Annotated in this window: 17 protein-coding genes and 1 tRNA gene; 11 read left to right on the top strand and 7 right to left on the bottom strand. The window is 36.7% G+C overall.

Going from position 1 to position 20,046, the window contains the following annotated elements; all coding sequences use genetic code 11:
* Positions 1-203 precede the first annotated feature (203 nt).
* Both htpX and AAA923_RS03315 read right to left on the bottom strand, forming a co-directional pair.
* Positions 204-1,112 carry a zinc metalloprotease HtpX gene (htpX, locus tag AAA923_RS03310; RefSeq protein WP_338214533.1) on the bottom strand — a complete coding sequence of 303 codons (909 nt, stop codon included), beginning with the start codon at positions 1,110-1,112 and terminating at the stop codon, positions 204-206.
* A 12-nt stretch (positions 1,113-1,124) separates the two neighbouring features.
* Positions 1,125-1,673 (bottom strand): LemA family protein, encoded by a 549-nt coding sequence (locus AAA923_RS03315; protein ID WP_338214534.1) that lies wholly within the window; start codon positions 1,671-1,673, stop codon positions 1,125-1,127.
* 756 nt (positions 1,674-2,429) lie between these two features.
* Between AAA923_RS03315 and AAA923_RS03320 the strand changes: the two genes are divergently transcribed.
* The 4 genes from AAA923_RS03320 (at position 2,430) to AAA923_RS03335 (ending at position 7,290) form a co-directional block, all read left to right on the top strand.
* Positions 2,430-3,506: a serine hydrolase domain-containing protein gene (locus AAA923_RS03320; RefSeq protein ID WP_338214535.1), complete on the top strand. Its 1,077-nt coding sequence runs from the start codon at positions 2,430-2,432 to the stop codon at positions 3,504-3,506.
* Between the two features lie 227 nt (positions 3,507-3,733).
* Complete coding sequence (locus AAA923_RS03325) at positions 3,734-4,564, top strand: aldo/keto reductase (protein WP_338214901.1); 831 nt, start codon at positions 3,734-3,736, stop codon at positions 4,562-4,564.
* 190 nt (positions 4,565-4,754) lie between these two features.
* Positions 4,755-6,527 carry an oleate hydratase gene (locus AAA923_RS03330; protein ID WP_338214536.1) on the top strand — a complete coding sequence of 591 codons (1,773 nt, stop codon included), beginning with the start codon at positions 4,755-4,757 and terminating at the stop codon, positions 6,525-6,527.
* Positions 6,528-6,768: 241 nt separating this feature from the next.
* Positions 6,769-7,290 (top strand): P-loop NTPase family protein, encoded by a 522-nt coding sequence (locus AAA923_RS03335; protein WP_338214537.1) that lies wholly within the window; start codon positions 6,769-6,771, stop codon positions 7,288-7,290.
* A gap of 15 nt (positions 7,291-7,305) precedes the next feature.
* Here AAA923_RS03335 and AAA923_RS03340 read toward each other — a convergent pair whose 3' ends face one another.
* The 3 genes from AAA923_RS03340 to nfsA form a co-directional block, all read right to left on the bottom strand.
* Entirely contained in the window at positions 7,306-7,932 is a 627-nt protein-coding gene (locus AAA923_RS03340; RefSeq protein WP_338214538.1) for an NUDIX hydrolase N-terminal domain-containing protein, read from the bottom strand.
* A gap of 60 nt (positions 7,933-7,992) precedes the next feature.
* A complete protein-coding gene (locus AAA923_RS03345; protein ID WP_338214539.1) occupies positions 7,993-8,820 on the bottom strand; it encodes a helix-turn-helix domain-containing protein in 828 nt (275 codons plus the stop codon).
* Between the two features lie 291 nt (positions 8,821-9,111).
* Positions 9,112-9,849, bottom strand: coding sequence for an oxygen-insensitive NADPH nitroreductase (gene nfsA, locus AAA923_RS03350; protein ID WP_338214540.1), 738 nt, complete (start codon positions 9,847-9,849; stop codon positions 9,112-9,114).
* Positions 9,850-9,968: 119 nt separating this feature from the next.
* Here nfsA and AAA923_RS03355 point away from each other — a divergent pair, with 119 nt between their 5' ends.
* Positions 9,969-10,349 carry a VOC family protein gene (locus AAA923_RS03355; protein ID WP_338214541.1) on the top strand — a complete coding sequence of 127 codons (381 nt, stop codon included), beginning with the start codon at positions 9,969-9,971 and terminating at the stop codon, positions 10,347-10,349.
* 25 nt (positions 10,350-10,374) lie between these two features.
* A complete protein-coding gene (locus tag AAA923_RS03360; RefSeq protein WP_338214542.1) occupies positions 10,375-12,180 on the top strand; it encodes a hypothetical protein in 1,806 nt (601 codons plus the stop codon).
* 34 nt (positions 12,181-12,214) lie between these two features.
* Here AAA923_RS03360 and AAA923_RS03365 read toward each other — a convergent pair whose 3' ends face one another.
* Entirely contained in the window at positions 12,215-12,814 is a 600-nt protein-coding gene (locus tag AAA923_RS03365) for a TetR/AcrR family transcriptional regulator (protein ID WP_338214543.1), read from the bottom strand.
* A 118-nt stretch (positions 12,815-12,932) separates the two neighbouring features.
* Between AAA923_RS03365 and AAA923_RS03370 the strand changes: the two genes are divergently transcribed.
* The 3 genes from AAA923_RS03370 to AAA923_RS03380 all read left to right on the top strand — a co-directional run bounded on the left by AAA923_RS03370 (position 12,933) and on the right by AAA923_RS03380 (position 14,985).
* Positions 12,933-14,357, top strand: a complete 1,425-nt coding sequence (locus tag AAA923_RS03370) for an MDR family MFS transporter (RefSeq protein WP_338214544.1) — start codon at positions 12,933-12,935, stop codon at positions 14,355-14,357.
* Positions 14,358-14,417: 60 nt separating this feature from the next.
* Positions 14,418-14,672, top strand: a complete 255-nt coding sequence (locus AAA923_RS03375; RefSeq protein ID WP_338214545.1) for a hypothetical protein — start codon at positions 14,418-14,420, stop codon at positions 14,670-14,672.
* 240 nt (positions 14,673-14,912) lie between these two features.
* Positions 14,913-14,985, top strand: a tRNA-Glu gene (locus AAA923_RS03380).
* An 860-nt stretch (positions 14,986-15,845) separates the two neighbouring features.
* Here AAA923_RS03380 and AAA923_RS03385 read toward each other — a convergent pair.
* Positions 15,846-16,325, bottom strand: a complete 480-nt coding sequence (locus tag AAA923_RS03385) for an ArpU family phage packaging/lysis transcriptional regulator (RefSeq protein WP_338214546.1) — start codon at positions 16,323-16,325, stop codon at positions 15,846-15,848.
* On the opposite strand from AAA923_RS03385, the gene AAA923_RS03390 reads away from it, so the two are divergent.
* Together AAA923_RS03390 and AAA923_RS03395 are read left to right on the top strand one after the other, a co-directional pair.
* Positions 16,307-16,903, top strand: coding sequence for a PrsW family glutamic-type intramembrane protease (locus tag AAA923_RS03390; RefSeq protein ID WP_338214547.1), 597 nt, complete (start codon positions 16,307-16,309; stop codon positions 16,901-16,903). The genes AAA923_RS03385 and AAA923_RS03390 overlap by 19 nt on opposite strands.
* A gap of 325 nt (positions 16,904-17,228) precedes the next feature.
* Positions 17,229-20,030, top strand: a complete 2,802-nt coding sequence (locus AAA923_RS03395; RefSeq protein ID WP_338214548.1) for a DNA methyltransferase — start codon at positions 17,229-17,231, stop codon at positions 20,028-20,030.
* Positions 20,031-20,046: the final 16 nt, after the last annotated feature.

Raw genomic sequence — 20,046 nt, forward strand, 5'->3', positions numbered from 1 at the left:
GTCATAACGCCACTTTCACTGCCCACTAATATTTCTCAGCTCTTCCGACTAGATATTTCGTTGTTTGGAAGGTTATTTATGATTTCTGTTTTTTGTTAAACATGGGAGTTATGACTTAAACAAAATAATATACAAAATGTAAATCTCTTTGAAACTTACTAACCAAAAAAGAAGCTGAAAAATTTATCAGCTTCTTTTTATTTTTATTGAAATGTCTTTTTCAGAGCTTCGATTCGTTTATCCAATGGTGGATGTGTATCGAATAGTCCGGAAAAATGTTTTTTCTTAGTAGGATCGTCAATGTACAAAGCGGCACTGGCATCGTCAACTCGTTTCATTGGCTTGGTGCTATCTTCTAATTTTTCCAAAGCATTAATTAATCCTTGAGGATTTCTTGTCAATTCAGCTCCAGAGACGTCAGCTAAATACTCACGATTTCTGGAAATTGCCATTTGTACTAAACTGGCAATTAATGGTCCGATAATGGCAAAGACTAAACCGATAACCCACAAGACGATTCGGATTACTCCAGAATTGTTGTTGTCTCGGTCATCGTCTCGCATTGGAATCCACCAACGATAGGCGTTACCGATAATGGAACAAATTAAAATTATCGCTGAAGATAAAGCTACTGAAATTGTTGAGACACGGATGTCGTAATTTCTTATGTGGGAAACTTCATGAGCCAAAACTCCTTCAAGTTCCTCACGGTCCATCATTTTATACAAACCGCTTGTTACAGCCACTGCTGAATGCTGTGGATCACGGCCAGTCGCAAAGGCATTAGGGCTCGGGTCATCAATAATATAAATGTCTGGCAAAGGGATATCAGCTACCATCGATAAATCTTCGACAATATGCCAAAGGTCTGGAGCATCTTTCGCTGAATTTAGCTTTCTTGCACCGTTCATTTGCATTACGATACTAGTAGATTGAAAATAGGTAATTAGTGTGTAAACAATCGCGATGACGAGAGCAATAACTATCCCTGAGTAGAGATTGTCAAAAAAGTAGAGTCCTAAGAAACTACCAATAGCGGCTAGTATCAAAAAGAAGACGAAAAATATCAAGTAGGTTTTACGTTTATTACGATCAATTTGCTCGTAAATCATAAGTGACCTCGGTTAAAACTTAACTTTTGGAGCTTCTTTGTCAACATCAGGAATTTGCAAGAAATTCATTTCTTTGAAGCCGTGAATTCCAGCAATGATGTTACGAGGGAACGTTTGAATGGCTGTATCGTAAGCCTGTACTTGACTATTGTAAGCTTGACGTGCGTATGAAACTTTATTTTCAGTATTTGAAAGTTCTTCCATTAATTGAGAGAATTCTTGGTTGGCTTTAAGATCAGGGTAATTTTCTGCTAAAGCAAAGACTTGTCTCAAGGCGCCAGTCAATTCGTTATCGGCATCGACTTTGTCTTGTAATGAATTAGCGGTGTTAACGTTATTTCTCATTTCAACAACACGTGCTAAAGTTTCCTTTTCGTGAGTAGCATAACCTTTAACAGTTTCAACTAAGTTAGGAATCAAATCAGTACGACGCTTTAGTTGAACGTCAATTTGTGAACTGAACTCACGAGCACGGTTGCGGTATTTAACAAGACTGTTGTACATGCCAGCGTATGCGGCGATTATTACTAAGATGACAACAATTATAATTATTGTATTCATTTAAATCTCCTTCTTATCTTAATGGCTATATTCTACCATATTGCAAGTTTGGTAGTATAACGTGTAGCGCTAGTTTAGTACGTCATCTTTTCTAGTTAAACATGCCGTCTCCAGAGCTGGGAAATATTCTCAAGCTGTGCGGAACGGTCCGAGCCAGAAGGCGGTCTCGAACCTCGGTTTGAAGCCTTGACACAATTCGTCAAGGCTCCAAACACGCCCGGTGGTATAAGTAAGGAAGATTCCTTCCGTACTTATACCACTACCACGGCACACAAATATTTCCCAGCTCTTCCGACTAATTAATTGGTAATAACTGAATGTGAATATATTCAAATAATCTTGCATCCAGCGCCCCTTAAATATCGGAATATGGTCGACGTTAATATATCGGTAACAAATTATTAGTTCCTCATATGTCTGAATGATTATCTGATATTAGTTGATGTAACCATCATTGTAAAAATAAATTAGTTGGAAGAGCTGAGAGTATTCATCAGCAGCAAAAGTGGCGTTATTGCTTTAGCAATTACACCACCGGGCGAGTTGGAGACTTTCCGGTCTGTGGAAAGGCTTCAACCGAGGTCCGAGACCGCACTGTGGCTAGGACCGTACCGCGCAGCAGATGAATACTCTCAGCTCTGGAAACGGCATTAGCCATTCAATCTGTGAGTTTATTATTATTGCTTTTTTGAAAAATAATTTATAATTAATTATGAGGAAGGTCACTTATTTGTAGGTTTCATAGGTGAATATATTATGAAGAAAATCTTTCTACCAGTTTTAATGCTTTTAGCTATAATCTTGGGAAGCATGCCGGTAACTGCTTCTGGTGAGGCTACCGTGGATGCCTCAGTTGGGAGTCAATTGGATCAAAATATCGACGGTTTGCTTAATCAAAAAGGATTCTCTGGCAGTCTGTTGGTTGTTAAGAATGGCAAAACGGTTTATCAAACTAGTCGTGGGTATTCTGACTATGCGGTTAGTCTTAGCAATGAAAAGAACACGGCTTATGAGATTGATTCAGTTCAAAAGACTTTAACCGCTGCCTTAGTTATGAAAGAAGTACAAAAAGGCAAGTTGAGTTTGACGGATAAGTTGAGTAAATTTTATCCAACTATTCCTGGTAGTAATAAAATTACTATCAGACAAATGCTGGATATGACTTCAGGCCTTGTTTTAAGCGAGGTTGGACCTGATCAAATTTTGCCCGATTCAGGTATTATTGCGGCCGATATCAACAGTGTCCATTTCTCAGAACTTTCCTATAATAAATGGAACTATCAGCCAGTCAATTTCAATTTGCTCTGTGGTATTTTGGAACAGATTACTGGAAAGTCGTATCAAAGATTGTTTACCAAAGAATATATTAAGAAATTACATCTAAAACATACTATCTTCGCCTATGACGAAAAACCTGGTATCACTAAGGCAACTGGCTATAATAATCCCGATCCGCTGTCTGCTCGTTTGGATTACAAGAACGCCTTTTATACAAAGAAGTTTTTCGAATTCGATGAACTCGGTACCGGCCAAGTTTATATGAGCGTTAACGATTTATACAAAGTTGAGAAATATATTATGCGTGGCAAAATGTTAACCAAGAAGTCACGTAAGATTTTATTTAAGAAGGGTAGTGTCAGCACCTATGGCGGAGGAATGTATCATGGTAAGAATGATAACTTCGCTAATGGTTGGGGCTACGGCTTCCAAGGCATTGCTCACATCTCTAATAATGGGAAAGATGCGGTGATTCTTTTGGAAAATTACTCCCGTATCGCAGCTGATGCTAAACCAATTGCCAAGCAAATTTATAACATGATTGAGAATGAATGAAAATAAAGCTGGTAATTTGTATGAAAAGACTGTATTATGGGTTGTGCAGGTAAAGCCTACCTGTGATTTAAAAATGGCTGCTTTGCACATTCCAAAGATTTCTGTAAAGTAGTCTAAAGCATTACGTCTAGGATGATGTAGTGCTTTTTCTTTACCCTAAATTAAATGAGATATTTGTCTCACGCCCAAAAATGTTGTAAGTTAATAATGGTTTATTGAGGAGGGACATTTTTATGTACAAATTAAATAATGGTCAACAAATCCCTGATTTTGGATTCGGGACATATAAGTTGAATGGTCGGACTGGCGTTCAAAGTATTGTGTCAGCCATTAATAATGGTTATAAAATGATTGATACTGCTTATAATTATGAAAATGAAGGTACGGTCGGACGTGCTATTTCTGAAAGTGGCATTGATCGTGATAAGTTGACTGTAACATCGAAGTTACCAGGTCGCTACTACGCTTATGATGATGCAATTACAGCCTTGCAGGAGTCACTTTATCGAGCACATTTAGATTATTTTGACTTGTATCTGTTACATTGGCCTAATCCTAAACGTGGAATGTACGTTGAAGCATGGCAAGCTTTGATCGATGCCCAAAAATTTGGTTTAGTTAAGTCGATTGGTGTCTGCAATTTCTTGCCAGAACACTTAGAAAAACTCCAAAAAGAAACTGGCATTTTGCCAGCCATTAACCAAATTGAATTGCATCCATATTTTAATCAAAAAGAGATGCGTGATTTTGATCATGATAACGGTATTGTAACGATGGATTGGAGTCCACTTGGTCGTGCCAGTTCTGTGCTTGAAGATCCAGCATTGATTTCCTTGGGCGAAAAATACCATAAATCCGTTGGACAAATTATCCTTAGATGGGAACATCAATTGGATACGATTCCAATTCCAAAGTCTGCTTCACCAGTCAGACAACGCGAAAACATGAATATTTTTGATTTTGAAATTTCAAATACTGATATGGAAAAAATCAATTCATTGACGAAGCCAGATGGTCGCAATAAGAATCAAGATCCCGCTGTTTACGAAGAATTCTAAAAATGAGAGTGATATTTGAGTTTATCTCAAATACCACTCTTTTTAAAATTTGTCTCAAAAATTATTAAAAAGTAAATCTAAAATTCACTAAAAAGTCACACTTTTACTATTGCATCTGAACACCATTAGAACTATATTCAAGGTGTAAGCAGTTACATACGGAAGCTAATTTAATCAAGAGGTGGTTCTTATGTATAGAAGTAATGGTAATTATGAAGCATTTGCGAAACCAATGAAACCAGAAGGCGTTGATGACAAGTCAGCATATATTGTAGGTTCTGGTCTAGCTGGATTGGCTGCAGCTTCATTCCTTGTACGTGACGGTCAAATGAAAGGCGACAAGATCCATGTTCTCGAAGAACTTGCTCTACCCGGTGGTAGTATGGATGGTATTTGGAACGAACAAAAAGGCTACATCATCCGTGGTGGCAGAGAAATGGAACCTCACTTCGAAACACTTTGGGATTTGTTCAGATCAATTCCTTCATTGGAAAATCCAGATGTTTCAGTTTTGGATGAATTTTATTGGTTGAACAAGAAAGACCCAAGTTTCTCACATGGTAGAGTTATTCAAGATCAAGGTAAGGAATTGCCAACCGAAGGTGATTTAACTTTGACACCTAAGGCTGTTCAAGAATTACTTGACCTTGTAATGACACCTGAAAAAGATTTGGATGGTAAGAAGATCAATGAAGTCTTCACTGATGAATTCTTGCACTCAAACTTCTGGCTATATTGGTCAACAATGTTTGCCTTTGAGCCATGGGCTAGTGCTATGGAAATGAGACGTTACTTGATGCGTTTCTGTCACCATATTGACTCACTATCAAACCTATCATCATTGAGATTTACTAAGTACAACCAATATGAATCATTAATTCAACCAATGATCAAATTCTTGGAAGACAAGGGTGTTCAATTTACATACAATACTCACGTCAACAACATTAAAGTTGATACATCAAATGGTTCCAAGGTTGCTACAGAAATCGATATGACAACTGATGGCAAAGATAGCACGGTTGCTTTGACAGAAAATGACCTAGTCTTTGTTACAAACGGTTCAATTACTGAAAGTACAACTTATGGTGATAAGACTCACCCAGCACCAACAGAGCACGAATTGGGCAGCAGCTGGTCACTATGGGAAAACTTGGCAAAACAAGATAAAGCCTTTGGTGATCCTGACGTATTCTGCAAGAACATTCCAGAAGCAAACTGGACAATTTCCGGAACAATTACTTTAACAGATGACGAAGTAACTCCATATATTGAAAAAATCAGTCAAAAGGATCCACACAGTGGCTCAATCGTTACAAGTGGTCCTGTAAGTATTAAGGATTCTAACTGGCTATATGGATACTCAATCAGTCGTCAAAAACACTTTAAGAGACAAAAAGATAACGAATTGGTAGTTTGGGTATACGGACTATTCTCAGACAAACCAGGTAACTTTGTTAATAAGAAGATCACAGAATGTACTGGTGATGAATTATGTGAAGAGTGGCTATATCACATCGGTGTTCCAACAGACAGAATCAAGGACATCGCTGAAAACCATGCCAATACAATTCCAGCACACATGCCATATATCACATCATACTTCATGCCTAGAAAAGTTGGAGATCGTCCATTAGTAGTTCCAACAGGTTCAAAGAATTTAGCATTTATCGGTAACTTTGCTGAAACAGAACGTGACACCGTCTTTACAACTGAATATTCAGTCAGAACAGCTATGGAAGCCGTTTACACATTGCTAAACGTTGACCGTGGTGTTCCAGAAGTATTTGGCTCAGCATTCGATGTTCGTACATTGATGAGAGCAATCTACTACTTGGATGGCAAGAAGAAGATTGAAGATATCAAGTTGCCATTTAAGGAACGTATGGTTGAAAAGAAAGTTATGGAGAAAGTCCATGGCACATACATTGAAGAGTTATTGAAAGATGCACATTTGCTTTAGAGAGTGTGACAAAACATGGTCAACTTTCAAGCATTAAGGTAAAAAAGACAAGCAATCCGATTTTGGATTGCTTGTCTTTTTTGGGTTAAGCGGAAAAAGCTATGTTCTGTTACACGTTTATACTGCATATTTAGGGCAAAAATAGTTATGTCACAGCCCGTTAAAGCTACTGGACCGAATGTAGGACTGTTGCGAGTCACAATTATGCTATAGTAGCTTTAAAAACTGTTCGGAGGTCATAATGATGCATATTATTGTTGTAGGAAACTCTGGCACAGGTAAGTCAACTCTGTCAAAGAAGATTGCACGAATTACCGATTATCCATTGCTACACCTTGATAGTCTTTGGCATACCACGGATTACTCTGACAATGCTAAATTGTGGTTCGATCGCCAACAAGAATTATTTATGAATCAGAAGAACTGGATTATTGATGGTAATTATTCTCGAAATATGAACTTGAGAGTTCCAAACGCTGATATCATTATTTGGCTGAAGGTAAACAAAATAAAGTCATTATCTAGAGTATTGAGACGTTCCTTATTATGGCGAATTGATAAAGGAAGCAGAATGGAGATGCCGGAACAGTTCAGTGAGCATTTGGACAGTGATTACTTGGAATTTTTAAAGATGATTCTTTCATATGATAATGACCGATTGCTTGGCCTGATAAAAAAATACAAGAAAGACGATGCACAGGTTATTATTATCACTAATTCTAGAAGTAAAAGACGATTTTTGAAAAGTATTGCTAAGTTATAAAGTGGCAATGCTTTTTTAGTCGAAATAAGTTGTCCATTGCTGTGAATGATGACACTCAAAGGCACGTTTGAAATCATCTGGCATATTGCGTGCGAGTGATAAATTTAAAGTCATTGCCTCATCAAGTGTGAAATATTTAACGTCAGATGTCTCGACACCACTGTGAATATCACTTTCTTCAGGAGTGCATTCAAAGAATATTTTATAGACGTAGTTTAAATTCTTCTTTGGATAGTGATTTTTTTGCATATCTTTAATAGATATCATTTTTAGAGGCTTAACCTTGATGCCAGCTTCCTCAAAGGTTTCTTTGACCGCAATATCAGCGGCTGAATAGCCGATATCGCCCCAGCCACCAGGGATAGACCATTCGCCACTGTTTTTTTCACGAACGAGTAAGATTTTGTCGTCCTTAAAGGTAGCGGCACGGACGTCAATCTTAGGTGTCACATAACCTGTATCGGAATCAAAGAATATGCCTAATTGTTTTGGAGTGACATTATTGGTCAATCTTGTTGTTAACTTTTTGGCGACAATTTCCAATTGATCATAGCGTTCACGATCAAAAACGTCCTTGCTGTAATGTTTACCTGTTTGGGCAATTGCCTGGAGTTGTTCGATTAATAGTTCCACATCATCCATTTGATATTACCATCCTTTAATTTGGATTATAACATTGTTGGATATTGTCGGAGAACGTTTTCATTCATTAACCGTTTCATAAGTACGTTCGTGGATGAAGGCATTGAAGATGTCGTAACTTTTGATTGCTAGTTGAGTATTATTTTGTTTGATTACTTCAGTAATGTTGGCCATCAAATAAAGGCTATTGATTAACATGAAATGGGATTCATTACTGATGATGTAGTGGATGCCTTGTTCAATCACTTCAATTGCTAAGTCAAATTTGGAAAGTTGGAAATATGATAGGGCTGCTACATAGAAAATTAAATTAAAGTTCTCATCATATTCCATTTTTGTGAGGTTTTTGAAAGACAAATTGATTTGACGTAATGTAGAAGTTTTTAAACCTTGTTGTGCGTACACATAAGCTAGGGCAATATTCCCAAGTCTAGTCAGTGTTGTCTGTTTGCGACTATGGCCGGCGCTAGCAAGTGACAATTTCAAAAGTTCTTTGGCATTGTCGTATTTACGATCCAGCTTGAGTGCACAAAGTGCCAAGTAAAAATAATATGCTTGAGTTTGTTTATTAGTTTGAACAGTCTCCAGAACGGTCGGACGGTTAAGAAATCTGCGTAGTTGAATATATTCTTGGTTCTTGTAATAATTACTGACTTTTTTATTAAAATAGCTTTCCTTGCAAATATTAAAATTACCAGCCAATGTTAAGTCATCAAAAACAATTGATAGTTTTTCACAGAGGTTGATTAATAATTGTGTGCTGGGAATGTATTTGTTGTGCTCAATTTCAGAAAGGGTAGATTGGGAGCAAATGTTTTCGGCTGTCTCGAGTTGAGATAACTGTTGCTGTTGCCGAACTTCTTTTAAAATATCACCTAAATTATCCATATCTTTTTACACCTACTATTTTTATTCAGTGGAACAAATTATTAAATTGCTATAAGTAGATGATATAAAAGCAGTGTATATTTTATGTTCAATTAGTGTAAAGATTTGTATCATTTGTGTAAATTTTCAGAAAAATACTCTGATTGTCTTTTTTAATGCTGACATAAAGATTAAGATAATGGAGAAAATCAGATTATTGATTGTCGCACAAAATTATTTTTCACTTAAAATAAAAAACTGTTATCACCAAGAAAATTTGGTGGTAACAGTTTTTTAGTAACGATACGTAATTTACTTCAAAGAGAAGCCTTGTTTCTTTAAAAATTCAGCAATATCAGGTCGGTGTACCTCTTTGAAAATAGCTAAGTTTTTGTCAGTCCACGAAGTATCAGTTGGACGTGTCTTGCGATTCATATAGTAATCTTTAACTGTTCGATCATAAGATGACAAGTCATTAAATTTACTTTCATCATAATAATTAGTGGCAACATGATTATCTTTGGGCATTCGTGGTTTCAATTGGTTTTTAAATTTAGGAACACCGATAGTCATACCAAACAATGGAATCGTGAAGTCTGGTAAGTGTAAAAGTTCAGCAACTTGACTGATATTGTTACGTAAACTTCCAATATAGCAGATGCCTAGTCCCATAGATTCAGCTGCTATTGCCATATTTTGGGCTGCAATTGCTGTATCGATAATTGAGACGATCATTGGTTCCACATTCTTGATTGGTTCTAAACTCATCTCATGATTGCGTAAAATAGTTGCCTGACGATGCAAATCTGCAACGAATACGTAGAAGGTATCAGCCTTTTTTACATGTGGTGAGCTGATAGTAATATCTGATAATTCATTTCGCAAATTTTTATCAGTGATTTCGATGATTGAAAAGGCTTGAACGAATTCTGAAGATGCCCCATGTTGAGCGGCGGCAAGTAAAGAATCTTTTTGTTCTGCAGTGATCGGTTGATCGGTAAAGTCACGGACAGAGACGTGTTGGAGCATATTTTCAATAGTTGGATTCATTTTAAAAACCTCATTTTTACAATTTCTAGTTCGATATATAGAGTAACACTAGAATGACGTATTAAATAGCGATGACCTTTGGTACACTTAAACCACAATAAATTATCTGGAGAAGAGTCATGAAAAAAGGAATCGAATTGGATATGGTAGTTTCTGATGCCTTGACTGCAGCGGAGACTTTTGGAAAAGTATTTACTGTGAAAGTTTTAGAAGTTCAAAGTACTGTTAAAAAGGATGATACTGTTTTAGTAGATATGGAAGGGATGCAAATTCACTTTCTAAGTAAGAATGAACAAGTTGGCTTTAAAATTCCGGTGGAGACTCCATCATCAGTTTGGGTCAATGTGATTGTTGACGATATTGAAGCTACACGTGATGCTGCAGTGGCTGCCGGTTTTGAATTGGTTATTCCGATTACTAAAGAGCAGTATGAAGGTATGAAATATATGCTATTAAAAGATAATGATAATTATCAATGGATGGTATATGAGGCCGAATAAGAATTAATCAAAGGGGGAAGCAAGTATGTTATTACTATTTTTATTGCTGACGTTGGAATTTACAATTCTGTCATTTGTACCATTTGGATATGCATTAGTTAAAAATCACAGCACCAGTTTAAGAATACAGTTTCACGTTGTAGTTCAGGTGTTATTGTTCCTTTTTGCACTGTTTTTTATCTATTTTGCCAATCCAGATCAAACGTGGAAAGTTGTTATCGAATTTAATCTGTTAACGATGGCAATTTCTGCAGCGTTACACGGAGTTATCTTAACTTTCTCAAATAGTATTATTCATCGCGATGGTTCTGACAGACGTGATGTTTCACAACCAGGATTTAAAATTGCTGGAAAATTTTTAACCATAACGGTGGGGTCTCTAGTTGCTTTAGGCGTTATGATTTTAGTTATTATGGCTGCTGGATATGCCACAACTAAGGCAGTTGCGCGAATTACTAATGTAACGGAGACAGCAACGACCAAGAATGCTCCGATGCCTGTTATTAATTCACAGAGTAAAGAAGTTCCAGTAGTTAATTCGTATAAAACTGTTCGGAATCAAATGCAGAACTCGCTCTCAAATGTTCCAGACTCCAATGTTTATTCATTAAACCATGCGCGAGTTCAGTTCTATCATGGTAAATTGGTTTATATTTCACCATTAGATTTTGATGGTTCATTCTTCCGTTATAACCATTACAAGAAGGTTCCCGGGTATTTCATTGTTGATGCGACTTCCAAGAATGCTAAGCCAAAGTTCATTAGAAAGAGTATGCGTTATACACCGTCAGCCTATTTTGGACATGATGCCTCACGTAGAATTTATGCCTCAATTGCTGGCCGAGGACTAGTTATTTCCGGTAGCGCTCCACAATTGGAAATAAATGAATCGGGCCACCCATATTACGTTCAGACGTTATATAAGCAGTATGGACTCTCCAATCGTAAGGATTATCGCAAGATTTATGTAGCGGTGTTGGATTCTGTTACGGGTAAGGTAAATATTTACAAGCAGGGTGCAGAACCTAAGTGGATTGATGTTACCTTTGATCCGAATATCGCCAGTGACAAAGTTTATTCATATGCGGCCGAACGTAATGGTTGGTGGAATGCCCATGGTTTCGGTGGATCTCGTCTCGGCGTTATGAAATCAGTTGAAAGTGTTGGTACTGAAGGACATGATGATGTTTTCACACCGATTGCTTATAAACACAATATTTATTACTTCACTTCAATGACTAGTAATAATAAGAAACAGACTTCTGTTTTAGGCTACATGTACGTCAACGCCAAGAATGGTAAGACATACTACTATCGTGAAGAAGCTGACGCTATGACGCCTAACCGAGCTGATAGTTTAGCAGAAAATCGAATGAAACAGACTCAGTGGAAAGCTAACATGCCGTTGCTTTATCGGATTGACGGTAAGCCAACATGGGTTGTTTCGATGATTGATGATAACGGTGCTTTCATGTCATACGTTTATCTTTTAGCAAATGGTAATGGAACTCAAGATACTGTTGCTGTAGGAACTGATGCTAAATCAACCTTGCAGAAGTATCGTAATTTGTTCAACGCTGATTTGGGTACTGCCAGTTCATCATATTCTGGCAAGAAACAACGATTCAGCGGGACGGTTAAGCGAGTTGTAAAAGTAAATAATAATGAAATTGCCTTTTTAATGAATGGCAATGAGAATGTCTTCTATGCTTCAATCAAGGATTACCCACGAAATATGTTTATCCAAAGTGGCGATGAAATCAGTTTTACTGGCTATAAGGACGGTAATACGGTTGTAGTTGTGAAAGATATTAGTAATAAGAGTCTGTAAAAAAATAACTGCTGTTGGCAATTGCTAATAGCAGTTATTTTTGTGCCGTGAAAACCGGCATTAATATTTCGTCAACGATATCAGTGATAACTTCACGATTTACCACTTCTTGACTAACAACTTCGTTAATAAAGAGGACACTAGGCAAGTTTAAAACTCGTGTTGATAAGTTTTTGACAACTAATTCATGACGTTTTTCAGCTTGTTTCAAGATTTGTTCAACGGCATCTTGCAATTGGTTCTTAGAATTGGGAGCTGAGAAGAGTTTTTCCATTGGAATTGTCTTTAGTCTGTCACTGACTAAGCCCTTTAATTTATCAGTTCCAAACATATCAAATATTTTGATTAATTGATTAAAAAAATCAACTAAATCTTGGCGTAGTGATCCAGTGTCGGGAACTGTGACATCCAACTTGGGGCCAAATGTAAGGATAGCAGTGGCAGCTAGACTGGATTTTTCTGGCCACCGACGATAGAGAACTGGTTTAGCAGCGTTGGCTCGTTTGGCAACTTCTGCCATGGTGAAATCATGATAGCCAACTTCTTGCAAAAGTTCCCAAGCAGCAGACAAAACGGCATTTTCTAAATCAGCGCCACGACGGCGTTTAGGATGGTCAGATTCTTTATTTGGCAAAATAATTCACTCCCTTGCTTGTGTTTTAAGATACTAAGGTATACTATTCAATTCATCAAGCAAATAAGAAACCGGAGTATCTTATTTGCTTATTAAAGAAAATCCCGAGGTGGTTAGGATGCAATCTCAAAATATTAAAAAAGAAACACAAACGATTTCCAACAATCGTTCTTCAGTTGTTAAAGTGGCCATTATCCTAGTGTTTGGAGCAATTGCGCCAATGCTTGATACGACCATGACTAATGTTGCGATTAATACTATTATGAAAAACCTTAACAGTTCCGTCAATCAGGTTCAATGGGTGACAACTAGTTACATTTTAGCACTTGGAATCTTCGTACCAATTGCTGGATGGGCGGTCGATCATTTCAGCGGTAAGAAAATTTATATAACGGCGTTATTAGTTTTCTTACTGGGATCGATTGTATCTGGAGTTTCAACCGATATTAATTTATTAATAGTCGGCCGTATTATTCAAGGTGCTGGGGCAGGCGTGATTATGTCGATTATCACAACCTTAGTAGTCAGAGCAGCTGGTCCTATGGGGCTTGGTAGCATCATGGCTATTGTGGGACTTCCAGCAATTTTAGCACCGATTTTAGGACCAACGATTGGTGGCTTCATTGTCAAGGCGCTCAATTGGCACTGGATATTCTATGTCAATATTCCGGTAGCGATTGGTTCAATTATTTTACTGTACTTTATGATGCCAGAATTTAAACCTACAGTTTCTAAAAAAAGTTTTGATTGGATCAGTTTATTGTTACTAGGTGGAGCCTTTACGACTTTGATTTTAGGTGTCACAAAATTAAGTGCCAGTGGAAAATTCACTAATAGTGACGTTTTTGTACCAATCTTAATAGGTTTGGCGTTATTAGTAGGATATGGCGTTTATGCTTTGGTATTTCCAAAAAAAGCTTTAGTCAGCTTGAAATTATTCAAATTCCCTAGTTTTACAGCTTCAACAATTTTACTCCTAATGTCAGGTTTAACAGTTAATGGTGCAATGTTTATTCTTCCATTATATTTGCAAAACATACGTGGATTAAGCGTAGTGATGTCAGGTGTTTACTTGATTTCTCAAGGGTTAGGATTGTTGATTGCCAGAAGTCAGATTGGTAAATTGACAGATAAAATTGGTGCACGTTGGGTCGTGTTAGCTTCAATTGTGATTGCAGTTATCGGAACATTGCCATTCGCATTCTTCGATGAAAAAACTGCCACATGGTTGATATTATTGACATTGTTCGTCCGTGGAATTGCTCAGGGTGGTATGACGATTCCAATTATGTCAGATGCATATTCCGGTGTACCTAGTGAATTGGTTTCCGAAGCAACGACAGCTTCAAGAATGTTGCAAAATATCGGCGGTGCTTTTGGGACAGCCTTATTGGCAACTTGGATTCAAACACAATTGAATGGTCAGATGATCACACCAGCGCATTTGAATTCAGCGTATCAAGGAGCCTTCATGGTTACTGTGGTTGTGACAGTTTTGGCGGTTATTCCAGCTTGGTTCTTGAGCCATCATTTGAATAAATAAAGATTTAATTGTCTTATATAAATGGTGGATAATGTATAATTCATGATGGAGGTGGCAAGTGTGACAAAGCTTTTTAAGGAATTGAATAGTATTATTGGAAATATAAACAAGGGTATGTCTAATATTACTTTTGATACAATCCAAATTATTAAACCTAAAAATGATGTATCTAAAACTCATATTGTCACTCAGTCTCCATATTCTAACAGTAAGTTGAATGAAAGAAATGCTATAAAATTTGACTTCGATGCTGTTGGAAAAGATCTTTTCAAATCTCTCAAAGGATATGAAAAGTTAAAAAATGAGTCTGACTGAATTAATTATAATTATTGGAATCTAACTCTAAATAAAAAAGGTTATCGGTAAACGAATTGATTGGATTCGTTGCTCGATAACCTTTTTCTGATAAAGATGGGGAATAGAATATTCATTTTTAATTTTCCAATGGTTAGCTTAATCACAAAATAACTAAGTAAAAAAATAATTGAAATAATAGTAATATTCATATTGACAGAAAGCACTACTTACAGTTAAAATTATGAGTGTTGTTTTAATTGCCCGTTGGTCAAATGGTTTAAGACGCCACCCTCTCAAGGTGGAGTTATGGGTTCGATTCCCATACGGGTGATTTTTGAGTTTCCAATCAATTTTATATAAGCTCTAAGCCTTGGTAAATCAGCGTTTTAACAAAAATGAATTTTGTTGGGTTTTATAAAAGTCCTAGTCAATCCTAGTCAAAAGCCTAGTCAAAAAAATATTGCTGTCGGGGCATATGGATCGTTAATCATTAGATTAGCGATCTTTTTTTGTATTCTAAAATTATTAAGCAATAAAAAATAATTGTCCTTTATGGTGTCGGGATTGTTGGGATAATTAATAAATAGAATTTAGCGTATAAAAAATAGGTTGTACGTTCAATCAAATATTATTAATCTAAGCCCCGTTAATATACAAGGGGTATAGTGTGTAATCGTTGGTATGATAAGTGAACTAAGTCATACACGGCGTGTGTCAACGTCCTAAATATAATTAGAATTACTAATTCAATTGATTATATAAAACTATCAAAATTAATTTTAAATCATACAAAAATAGACTAATTTAGAGCAACTTAATAAGGTTTTATAGTTCTTATCGATTAATGAATACAATTCTTAGTTGCCTTAGTATCAATGATTAATACATTCTAATGATGTTTATGTAATGGTACTTATACGTTAAAAGACGCTAAATATTTAATTTACGGACTTTTTTTATAACTCATGCCCACTATGCGAGCTGTCTCCCTAGAAACAGTAGGCGGGGGTCTATAAAGAAATAGAGAGCATACAATTAAGTATTTACTCTCTTACCCCCCTCATGCGTAATACATAAATGTGTTAAGTATTCACTCATCCCCGTTGTTCGGTTTCTCTAGAAATCGATTAAATGGTTGAGAGGGGGGGGTACTGATAGACTACATATTATTAATTTGTTGTGTGATCAATACTAATCATCAAACTTTATTCGCTCAAAGTAGCAACTATCGATAGTATCTTTGTCATAGTAATTATTAGCAAAGTCTAGTAAAGCATCATCCCATAGGTCAATATAATCGTCACGATCTGAAAGGCTCATGACATCCATAATAATATACTCGGATGCACGATACTCATTAAAGTAAGTAAATGTAAGTATTTGCTTTTGTCGTTCATTCAATGGCTTAACTGCTTTATCAATCTTATTTATTTGTTCTTTGATTTCTAAATATCTAATTAGTTTGTTCTCTGTTCCATTATTATTACTGCTATTCGATACATGAGCTAGATCAATATGCATTCCTTGAATAGTAGCTAGTTCATTAGCTTTGATAGTCATATCGGTAGCGTCAAGAATCTTGTGTAAATGAAATGCCTTCGTACATATTTTATAAGACGGTACAAATGTCTTTTTTCGGCGGGGTGTTGTCGATGCTGCTAGTCGTTCCACTTTCGATTGTTATCCCTAGTGGAACTGGAAACATAATTGCATCTTTTGGAATGGGTTTCATTGAAGAGCTAGCTAAAGTTTTAATAGCAGCATATTTTGTCAATCAGGTACGAGCTAGAGGCATTTTGAACGGTCTTCTAATAGGCTCAGCAGTCGGTGCCGGTTTCGCCGCTATCGAAAACATCATTTACACAGTTAATGATGAGACCGGCGCTTTGCTGCCATTAAGCTCTGACATATTCAGGACAGTCACGTCTATGGGAACTCATACTGAATGGTGTGCAATTTCAACTGTTGGGCTGATCATTGCGTGTGAAGGTCAAAAGTTAACATTTAGCGATTTTTTGAATATCAAGTTCTTACGTTTCTTTGCTATACCTGTTATTTTACACACTATTTTGGATTCTAGAATTTTAGAAAACAAAGATGGAAGTGCGGGGCTACCTGGCCTTATGAAATATGCATTACTCATTTCTATTGCGTGGATAGTTATTTTGGTGTTAATTCATGCAGGACTGAGGCAAATTGGTGAGTTAAAGCATGATAAAATTGAACAAAAGTACGTTGATGAAACGTAAGCAATCATGTTAAGACGACCTATTTTAGGTCGTCATTTTCACTGTCAAACAGCATTTATTAAATCATGAAAAGATACCCACCTGACGGACATTTAGTCCCCATACGGGCTTTTGGGGTTTATTGTGATTTTGCTCAAATTTAGCCTAATTGTTAACTAAATAGCCGTCTATCGGTTATTTAGTTGTATTGTCTATGCATTGTCAAACCGTGATGGACTCGTTAGACAATTGACTCAATTAGGCTATGATCCTTATGCTCTTCCCGCAGAGAATGTAACTGATATGATAGAATAAAAAGGATAACACAGAAAAGGACGAGTTACAGATGGCGACTAGACAGCAAAACGCACGTGAATTTGTTAAGACATGGAGTAGTGACAAGAAAGGTAGGGAAGACGCCGACCGTCAGAGTTTTTGGAATGATTTGCTCCAACGAGTTTATGGCGTTTACGACTATTTAAACTACATTGAATATGAAAAAGATGTACAAGTACAAGCAGATGGAAAAGTATCAACTAGACGAATTGATGGTTACATTCCTTCCACTAAAACGATTGTAGAAATGAAAGGAAAAAATGTTAAAGACTTGTCAAAGCCGATCCACCAATCAGGAGGTGACGACTTAACACCATTTGAACAGGCTAAGCGGTATGCTAATTTCTTGCCAAACAGTGAACAGCCAAGATGGATCATCGTGTCAAACTTTAACGAGATTGATATTCACGACATGGAGCGTCCGCTTGATAAGCCAAAAGTGATAATGCTAGAAGACTTGCCAAAGAACATTAAAGCATTAGAATTCATGGTTGATGCAAGCCAACAGCAAGTCATTAATGAAAAACAGTTGTCAGTTGACGCAGGTAATTTGGTAGGTAAAATTTACAACGAATTAACAACGGCTTACTCAAAAGGCAGAGGCATTGACGGTAACGACCCTATGATACAAAAGAGTCTTAACATGCTAATTGTTCGGTTAGTTTTCTTAATGTATGCCGACGATAGTAACTTGTTTGGTAAAGAGGATATCTTTCAGCATTTCATTGAGCGAAAAGAACCCCAAGACATTAGAGGCGCGTTATCTGATTTGTTCAGAGTTTTAGATCAAAAAGAAGATGAGCGTGATCCATTTTTGTCAGAAGAATTACAACAGTTTAGTTACGTAAACGGTGGTATGTTTTCTGATGAAAATTTAATCATCCCTCAGTTTACCGATGAACTGAAAAAATTAATTGTGGAAGACGCTGGACAAGGGTTTGACTGGTCGGGTATCAGTCCAACTATTTTTGGTGCTGTCTTTGAGTCAACATTGAACCCGAAAACCAGACGTTCAGGTGGGATGCATTACACCAGTATCGAAAACATTCATAAAGTGATTGACCCGTTATTCCTAAATGATTTGCACGAGGAATTCGATAAAATTCAAAACATGGGTAATCGTAAGCAACGAGTTACACGTGCCAAGGAATTCAGAGACAAATTAGGTAAGTTAAAGTTCTTTGATCCGGCTTGTGGTTCAGGTAACTTTTTAACCGAAACATACTTATCATTACGTAAGATGGAAAATGAATGTTTGAGAATAATTGTTGGTGATCAAGGTGCTTTGGCATTAACTGATGAAAGTGATCCGAAAGTTAAGATTCAAAATTTTTACGGTATTGAGATTAATGACTTTGCTGTATCAGTTGCTAGAACTGCTATGTGGATTGCTGAGTCACAAATGTGGGAGCAAACTAAAGATATTACATTTGCAAACAAAGACTTCTTACCTTTGGATAGTAATGATTCTATTTATGAAGGCAACGCTCTCATGATGGATTGGACTGACATTGTTAAACCTTACAATTTAGATTACATAATCGGTAATCCACCGTTCATTGGACACCAATGGAGGACAGAAAGCCAAGTGAATGACATGAAGCTAGTTTTCAGTGATTTGAAGAAGCATGGGAAACTGGATTATGTTGCATCTTGGTATGCTAAATCTGCTAAGTATATGCAAGGTACTACTATTAAATCTGCACTTGTCTCAACTAATTCTATCTGCCAAGGTGAACCGGTGTCTATGCTATGGAAATATTTAACAGATAAATATAATGTAGAAATACAATTTGCATATAGGACTTTTGTTTGGACTAACGAAGCTAAAAATGAAGCTAAAGTCCATTGTGTCATTGTTGGATTTTCAACACATCACATTGACGATAATAAATATTTATTTGACGAAAATGGCAATGTTTCAAATGTGTCTCATATAAATGGTTATTTAATTGCGTCACCAGATATATATGTAAAATCACGTGGAGCGGGATTGTATAAGGATCACAAGGTGACAAAAGGCAGTCAACCAACTGATAGCGGAAATTTATTACTAACAGAAAGTGAAGCTCAAGAGTTTATAGAGTCCTATCCTGATAAAGCTAGTTTGGTTCATAGGTTTATGGGGAGCTCTGAATTTCTAAACAATAAGAAGAGATATTGCTTGTGGCTATACGGAGTTGATCCTAGTATGTATTCCAGAAACAGGTTCATAGCAGATAGATTAGAGAAAGTTAGAGAAATGAGACTTGCAAGTAAAACAAACTCCGTTCGCGAACAAGCACAAACGCCAGCGTTGTTCACTCAAATCCGACAGCCTAATACAAAATACTTAGCAATACCACGTGTTTCATCAGGTAAACGAGAATACATACCGATAGGATATGAGGACAGTAGTGTTATTGCCAGTGATGCACTTCTTGTTTTACCGAATGCCGACTTATTTATATTTGGATTATTGAACTCATCGGTTCATAATAGCTGGATGAGAACTGTGTGTGGTAGACTAAAAAGTGATTATCGTTATTCATCATCTATATATAGCAATCTGCCGTGGCCAGACAACATAACTGATGAGCAACGGCACAAGGTAGAGTCCACTGCTAAAGAAATAATTGATGCTCGAAAATTATACCCCAATTCATCATTAGCAGATTTGTACAATCCATTAACAATGCCTATTGAACTACGAAAAGCTCACAACAAAAATGATAAAGTTATTTTAAAGTTGTATGGGTTGAAGCCTTCAACAACGGAACACGATATAATTAAGAACTTGTTCACCAGATACTACAAGATGATGTCAAAATGAGTTAAAACAAACCCGG

Source organism: Companilactobacillus muriivasis (genome assembly GCF_036246245.1).
In the GTDB taxonomy this organism is placed as follows: domain Bacteria; phylum Bacillota; class Bacilli; order Lactobacillales; family Lactobacillaceae; genus Companilactobacillus; species Companilactobacillus muriivasis.

What these genes read in the sequence shown, in the direction of transcription:
- AAA923_RS03360 (WP_338214542.1), top strand. Translation starts at nt 10,375, where the DNA reads ATGTTATTACTATTTTTATTGCTGACGTTGGAATTTACAATTCTGTCA.
- AAA923_RS03320 (WP_338214535.1), top strand. Translation starts at nt 2,430, where the DNA reads ATGAAGAAAATCTTTCTACCAGTTTTAATGCTTTTAGCTATAATCTTG.
- AAA923_RS03370 (WP_338214544.1), top strand. Translation starts at nt 12,933, where the DNA reads ATGCAATCTCAAAATATTAAAAAAGAAACACAAACGATTTCCAACAAT.
- AAA923_RS03340 (WP_338214538.1), bottom strand. Translation starts at nt 7,932, where the DNA reads ATGGATGATGTGGAACTATTAATCGAACAACTCCAGGCAATTGCCCAA.
- AAA923_RS03335 (WP_338214537.1), top strand. Translation starts at nt 6,769, where the DNA reads ATGATGCATATTATTGTTGTAGGAAACTCTGGCACAGGTAAGTCAACT.
- nfsA (WP_338214540.1), bottom strand. Translation starts at nt 9,849, where the DNA reads ATGAATCCAACTATTGAAAATATGCTCCAACACGTCTCTGTCCGTGAC.
- AAA923_RS03390 (WP_338214547.1), top strand. Translation starts at nt 16,307, where the DNA reads ATGCTGCTAGTCGTTCCACTTTCGATTGTTATCCCTAGTGGAACTGGA.
- AAA923_RS03345 (WP_338214539.1), bottom strand. Translation starts at nt 8,820, where the DNA reads ATGGATAATTTAGGTGATATTTTAAAAGAAGTTCGGCAACAGCAACAG.
- AAA923_RS03355 (WP_338214541.1), top strand. Translation starts at nt 9,969, where the DNA reads ATGAAAAAAGGAATCGAATTGGATATGGTAGTTTCTGATGCCTTGACT.
- AAA923_RS03395 (WP_338214548.1), top strand. Translation starts at nt 17,229, where the DNA reads ATGGCGACTAGACAGCAAAACGCACGTGAATTTGTTAAGACATGGAGT.
- AAA923_RS03315 (WP_338214534.1), bottom strand. Translation starts at nt 1,673, where the DNA reads ATGAATACAATAATTATAATTGTTGTCATCTTAGTAATAATCGCCGCA.
- htpX (WP_338214533.1), bottom strand. Translation starts at nt 1,112, where the DNA reads ATGATTTACGAGCAAATTGATCGTAATAAACGTAAAACCTACTTGATA.
- AAA923_RS03330 (WP_338214536.1), top strand. Translation starts at nt 4,755, where the DNA reads ATGTATAGAAGTAATGGTAATTATGAAGCATTTGCGAAACCAATGAAA.